Origin of the sequence: Pseudobutyrivibrio sp. 49, assembly GCF_900100545.1 — a bacterium.
Classification (GTDB): domain Bacteria; phylum Bacillota; class Clostridia; order Lachnospirales; family Lachnospiraceae; genus Pseudobutyrivibrio.
Map to the genome: position 1 here is coordinate 172333 of NZ_FNDP01000006.1, position 6470 is coordinate 178802.

The 6470-nt window shown below is 36.2% G+C and carries 9 protein-coding genes and 1 pseudogene; all 10 read right to left on the bottom strand.

What is annotated here, in order from left to right; translation table 11 throughout:
- Nucleotides 1-41: 41 nt before the first annotated feature.
- Complete coding sequence (locus tag BLP54_RS07710; protein ID WP_176754505.1) at nt 42-806, bottom strand: P-loop NTPase family protein; 765 nt, start codon at nt 804-806, stop codon at nt 42-44.
- Nucleotides 807-852: 46 nt separating this feature from the next.
- Entirely contained in the window at nt 853-1776 is a 924-nt protein-coding gene (locus tag BLP54_RS07715) for a DMT family transporter (protein WP_090168379.1), read from the bottom strand.
- Between the two features lie 9 nt (nt 1777-1785).
- Complete coding sequence (locus BLP54_RS07720) at nt 1786-2400, bottom strand: sugar O-acetyltransferase (protein WP_090168381.1); 615 nt, start codon at nt 2398-2400, stop codon at nt 1786-1788.
- Between the two features lie 328 nt (nt 2401-2728).
- Nucleotides 2729-3250, bottom strand: coding sequence for an ATP-binding protein (locus BLP54_RS07725; RefSeq protein ID WP_090168384.1), 522 nt, complete (start codon nt 3248-3250; stop codon nt 2729-2731).
- Between the two features lie 15 nt (nt 3251-3265).
- Nucleotides 3266-4288 carry a S66 family peptidase gene (locus BLP54_RS07730; RefSeq protein ID WP_090168387.1) on the bottom strand — a complete coding sequence of 341 codons (1023 nt, stop codon included), beginning with the start codon at nt 4286-4288 and terminating at the stop codon, nt 3266-3268.
- A 9-nt stretch (nt 4289-4297) separates the two neighbouring features.
- Nucleotides 4298-4765 carry a GNAT family N-acetyltransferase gene (locus BLP54_RS07735; RefSeq protein WP_090168392.1) on the bottom strand — a complete coding sequence of 156 codons (468 nt, stop codon included), beginning with the start codon at nt 4763-4765 and terminating at the stop codon, nt 4298-4300.
- A 30-nt stretch (nt 4766-4795) separates the two neighbouring features.
- Nucleotides 4796-5323, bottom strand: coding sequence for a DUF7010 family protein (locus tag BLP54_RS07740; RefSeq protein ID WP_090168394.1), 528 nt, complete (start codon nt 5321-5323; stop codon nt 4796-4798).
- Between the two features lie 54 nt (nt 5324-5377).
- The gene (locus BLP54_RS07745; protein WP_090168397.1) at nt 5378-5818 is read right to left on the bottom strand and encodes a DUF5680 domain-containing protein; all 441 of its coding nucleotides are present in this window, start codon (nt 5816-5818) and stop codon (nt 5378-5380) included.
- Between the two features lie 31 nt (nt 5819-5849).
- Entirely contained in the window at nt 5850-5960 is a 111-nt protein-coding gene (locus BLP54_RS16345; RefSeq protein WP_143002008.1) for a GNAT family N-acetyltransferase, read from the bottom strand.
- Nucleotides 5961-6304: 344 nt separating this feature from the next.
- Nucleotides 6305-6470: pseudogene (locus BLP54_RS16385) on the bottom strand (IS5/IS1182 family transposase); the annotation flags it as partial.

Consider the following 6470-nt stretch of genomic DNA (forward strand, 5'->3'; position numbering starts at 1 on the left):
TGACTTCTTGTGGGCTTTTTCCTTAAGTAGCCCACAAGAAGTCATATTTTGTAATTTTTCGACCTAAGCACTATATTTCTTTCAGGAAATAGTTCTTCGCATATACGAAGTTCCAATTCCTGTCTGTGCTTAAAATGTTCCAACAAAGCCTCAGTTCCTTTCACCCCTTTTTCAAGTGCATATGGTGAATTATCAAAGTATCCTAACATCAGCGGAAACCACATTTCGTTGCCCTGATCATCAGATCTTTCTTTTCTTATTATATCAATATTTGATTTGATATCATCGGCCTGAAGATACACTATCTCATATGGCTTGTCAGCAAGAACTTCTTGTATCTGCTTGTAAAAATCGACAATCTCTTCATCGCTACATTTTTGAAAGAGAATCATATCCTCGATAATATTTTGGAAGATTGAACATTCAAAGATATTATTATCTCCCTGCCAATTTTTAAATCGTCTCAAGACAATATCTCTAAATGTTTCCGAGTCTAGATTTCCATTGTAAATCTCATATTTTTCAAGGTCCTTATGAAATCCGGGAATATCTGTAAGAATCTTTGTATAGCAGATAATCATATGGTCATCCTCTGCAAAAGATTTCTTTTCAATCTCATCACGGATATCTTTGTACTTTTCAAGAATCTGTTTATATGTTTCTCTATCAACATAAGCACACCAAGCAAGCTCCACTGGAGAGTAATCTCCCTCGTGTATAGCTGTATAATTCGGATGCTTTTCTGAAAGTCTTTTTACAAGTGTGCTCTTACCACTTCCTTGCAACCCCTCTACAAAATAATTCACTAAAATCCCCCTTAATTATGTCTTTGTATTTATCAATACTATAACATTAATCATTTACCCTGTTTACAATATAAATTCCAAGGCTTACAAGTACCAGCGCCACCAAATACTGAGCTGTAATTGTCTTCCACTCTGACAAAAGTATAGCTGAAAGCAATGCACCAAAAATCGGATTCGTAAATCCGTATATTGTAACCGACGATACTGGATTGTACTTTAACAGCACGCCCCAAATTGAATATGCTACAGATGAAATCAGCGCCATATAAATGATAAGTGGAATGCCTAGCAGGGATGTCATGTGAAGTCTACCACCTGCCAATAATCCTACCATCATCATAACAACGCCACCAATTATGAACTGATAACCACTTAAGGTCACTGGATTTTCTATGATGGAATACTCCTTGATAAGCACTGATGAAATGGCATATGAAACCGATGCCACAAGGATAAAGCCCTCGCCATTGATGGCAAAGCCCTCACCTATGCTTCCACCAGCAAGGCTTACAATTATTACTCCCACAGCACCAAGCACACAGCCTACCACCTTGTTGGTAGTTAATCGCTCCTGCTTTCGGACAAGACAAGCTAGAAGGATGGCGAAAAAGGTGCTCATGCCATTGATAATAGATGATTTCACACCTGACGCGTGGGCCAATCCCATGTAGAAAAAGAAATACTGTAGAATGGTCTGGAACAAACTGAGTGTGCATACCATTCGCCATGATTCTTTCTTTGGATACAAAACCTTTTTCTGAAGAAGACTGCCAAAAATAATAGCAAGTATTCCCGCCAGGAAAAATCTAATTCCAGCAAAAAGAATCTGCGACATACTGTCGCTGGCATCTATCTCAAAAAGCCTGTAGCCTATTTTTATGCTTGGAAATGCACTGCCCCAAAGCAGGCAACATACAATTGCCAAGAAGCATACCACTATTTTATTTTTAATTAGGTTCTTATTTTCCATTTACTTCGTTTATACGATATAGTCGTCTACATCAAACTTTCTATCTTTGCAATAATAATCCCTGTCAGCTTCTGTGATTTTCCTCACTACCTTACAAGGATTTCCCACTGCAATAACATTATCTGGAAGATCTTTGTTTACGACACTTCCGCCTCCAATGACCACATTATTACCTATAGTCACTCCTGGCATAATGCAGGTATTACCACCAATCCACACATTATCTCCAATAGTAATATCTATGCCATACTCATAGCCTGAATTTCTAGAGTCAGGGTGAATAGGGTGCCCTGCTGTATAGATGGCAACGTTTGGAGCAATCTGCGCGTTGTCTCCAATCTTCACTTTTCCCACATCAAGAATCACCAGGTTATAATTGGCAAAGAAGTTCTCTCCAACCTCGATGTTGTAGCCATAATCACAGTGAAAAGGTGTCTCTATATTGATAGATTCGCCTGTCTTACCCAGAATTGCCTTTATAAGCTTATCCTTCTCCTCCTGCTTATCAGGCTCCAGGTTATTATACTTATATATCTTCTTTTTATTCTCCATGCGCTCTTCACTGAGTCCATCAAGCCATGCCTTGTATGGAAGATTCGCAAGCATTCTTTCTTTTTGGTTCATATTTTTCTCCTATAGGAATTATTATGATATTTATTCATCATTTACGGTAAATCCTAGTAATCTACTATAAATACCGTAGTGATTGTTCTTGCTTATACTCTATTTACGGAATAAATACATTTCTTCCATATTTTTACCGTAGACTATTCTAATTTTAGATGCAATTCTTATAGGTTACCTACGGCAAAATTCATAATAACCAATAATTCTTCCTTAATTATACTCATAAAAACTCTTTTCTCTCCTAAAAATCTACGTAATAATCTTATATATTACTTAATTTTTCCGTAATCGCCCTGTTCCTATATTCTGGCATAATTAAATATCTTTACTGAAGTAAATGTTCTATTACATCCTCATAATTTTTTTCAATTAAATTTACTTTCTCCCCAGCGTTCTGGTATCCTGAAATCACCTGTCTATTATCAGCCTTAAGTCTTTCAATAGTGCAATCACTATCATCCAGCCTGTTTTCTATATCAAAAGCATGCGATTTTATCTCATCAAAATGAGAATCAATATACTCATCTGTCATGGCTAAGCAGATAAACGCAATCTTCTGCAAATACTGCTCATCAAAATCCTTTCGCCAATCATAAGGAATATAGCAGCCTTCAATGATAAGATTCTGCTTGTTCTCTATAGCAGTCTTAATCATCTCCCTGACAATAGGCCATAGATATCCTACAAGCTGTTCATCATCCTCTGGTGTTAGCTCTGTGTTACCACTTCGAATCAATCCCATTTTCAAATGATCGATTGATACATAGGGATATTTATACTTTTCCAGCATCCTCTGTGCCAAGACAGTTTTCCCCACATGAGATGCACCTGTAATTATTGTAACCATAATTACCTCTGATTTCTAAAATCTAATAACCTGCTTTTCTATATCAACTGTTGCATCTACACCAAATGGTATGATACATCTAGGTGTGGCGTGACCAATATTGACATTAGCAACTATTGGAAGGCTTGGGTTGCCTACTACCTCACAAATTATCTGCTTATACTCAGCGAAGTATTTTTCATCCATAGGTTTTCCACATAAAACACCAGAAATAACCTCAAATATCCCTGTGTTTTTCAGTGTTAACAACATTTCTCTATAGTGTTCTGGATAAGGCTGCTCCTCACTTGTTTCGAGAAGTAAGATTTTGCCTTTCCAATCCTCTAAATCAGGGAAGATCTTATACTTTTCGCAAAGAGAAACCGTGGCCTCATACCTTGTATTATCGAAGATATCAAAGATAGATTCAAGGCAACCTCCTAGAATCTTTCCGCTAAAAGTGCTTGGTCCCTGAAGCAATTCGAATCCATCATTCTTGTGAGATATTTTAGCAGTTCCTAAAGCAGCAGGTGACCAATCGGTCCTCTCCTCATACCAAACATCACTTGGAGTGATTTCCTTTATAGTTCCTGTCTGTATTAATTCTTCAAAATACTTTGCTGTGTATTGAAGCATCTGCTTATCCATTTCACATACATCTGCTAAGAATGACTGACCATAAAAGGTATTAAGACCAGCTTTATGCAGCATAAAATGATTCATTGTTGTATCGGAAAAACCTAGGAACACCTTTTTGCTTATGGCATTTTTTAACTCATCATTTTCAAATAGATATGGCAAAAGACGATAAGTATCATCACCGCCTATAGCACAAAGAATCATATCAACAGAGTCATCTTTAAAGGCTTCAAGCAAATCCTCTGCTCTCTCCTCAGGATGATTCTTAACATACTCTATTCCTTTCATGGCATGAGGCATCATCTTTACATTCAGACCATAAGCATTGAGTCTTTTCATGCCAAGATCAACTTCATGCTTTACGAAATCTTCGCCAATGGTTCCCGATGATAAACTTACAATAGCTACTGTCTTAATCATGTTGCCCTCCTATCGCTTTATAAAAAGCTGCATGTCATATTCGTCAGTACCATTTTCTATAAATCCTATTGATTTCCAAAACCTAATGGAATCTTCTTTTTCACTATTGATTTCATAGTACGAAGCACCATTAGCCTTAGTATATTTTTCAAGTGCCTCAAAGCATCTGTGCCCAGTACCATTTCCTCTATGTTCAGGAAATACCCAAAAATCCATTACAAAACACTTACCATCTTCACTCTGATAAGTATTATACTGGGCAGCTCCAATTCGATTCTCATCTTCTTTGAAATATACCATATGATGTTTATCGCATTTACGAATCATATGATTTTTGATAATATTTCTATATTCATCTCCAGAGAAATATTCTATATCCTCTGGATCATCTATAATTCCATCATCCAATAAATACTTTAAATGGATTGACCAGAATTCATTTATATTTTCTACTGGGATTTCTTCGATTGATATCATTATTTTATCCTTATCTATATTAAATTTATCTTATAATTTCTTAACTTCATAAACTAAAATCAAAAGAAAAACCACTTCACATAAACATACTGCCAAGGCCACTACTGTCGCATTAAATATGACACCAAATATAAGTGAAATCACAGGTATTGCAACTGCAAAAATAATGTAAGCCTTAGAAAGATAGAGCCATGCATATGGCAACAAATGTGCACCGAATACCATTGCAAATACCATAACCATTTTTTCTGGAACAGCACTAAATACCCACATAACAATTAAGATATATAGCATTTGATTCATTGTAAACAATAACCCCGCATTGCTAAGTGGATTCTTTTTTGAAAACAAATCCACCTTGACTATTTTTCCAAATATCATGGCTAGCGGCATCAATGGGCACGAACAACAAAATACTAAAATATTCTTAGATTTAATAGGAATCTGAAGTATAGTAACTATCGCAATCAGTCCCCAAAGAATAATAGATGCTGCTATAAAAGGAATTCCCTTTTTCTGTTCTTTTGCAATATCAAGTCTTAATTCATCAAGTGTCATTTTTTCCTCCCAACTATGATTAGCCTAACTGACAATATTTATAAGTTATTTCTATCACTCTACCAATCCACCATGAAAAAAACATTCATATATTTCGATGCCGTTTAAGCTGATTATTTCCTTTCCCTGAAACCAGTCAAACTCGCCATCTACCTCACAATGATAGCTGTAGTCTCCATTTGAATAATCTTTGGGTCCGCGAAAAGGCCTATCTTCAGGAACTCTAAGCAAAGCTTCTTTCAAAAAATCTCCACTAAAATTTTCCCCAGTTACTCTGCCAATATAATTCATGCTCCAATAAGGATTTCCTTTAATCCAAAGGGCTTCCTCACCAGCAAATTTGCCTGTGCCAAGATATGTATCATAGTACATATATTCCCCATCCTTATAAATCAAATCATGAGATTTCTCGCGGGATGAAGATGTCTCTGCCCCCTTACCTGCATAAGTTGCCTGTTTTGCTTTGATTAAAAATTCTACTAATTGTTTGTTCATTTTTAATCCTTCTCATTTGGCTCGAAAACTGTTAAATCAGCACTTTATCGATTCCAAGCTTCTTGCATTCAGGTAAAACAAGACTAAGCATCTGTGTAGCATAACCTTTTCTTCTTTCATCAGGTGCTACCGAATATCCTATATGCCCTGTGAATTATCGAATCTCCTAAGGCCTCCACAACCATCCATGGAATCTCCAGTGAATTTTCTAATCCACTCCTTCATCCTATTCTTCTCCCTCGTTTAAATTATTATTCTACTATATATGTTTTCTGGGCAAAAAAATAGTCCAAATGCCATATTTACCTATAAAAAATGGGGCTGTCGCTTTAGATGATTAAATCATCTAAGCGAGGCCCCTTTTTCTTACCATAAATTGTGGATTTGAGAAATGGTTTTCATTGTTATTGTGAAAAATTGAGTACTTTAACAAGCCGATGTGATAATCGGCGCATTGTTGCCTTTTTCATTTTGAAGTGTCAAAAATTATGAGGCTTTTTTCAATTCAAACAGGTGTGTTCCTGTTCGCTCAGCAGCAATCTTATGATGTAGCTTATTTATATCATAGCCGATTGCCAGCAGTATGCTCTGTGCAAGAACATTTTCTTTTCCACGATACAGATATCTTCTGAAGTTCATGTCTTCTTTCACG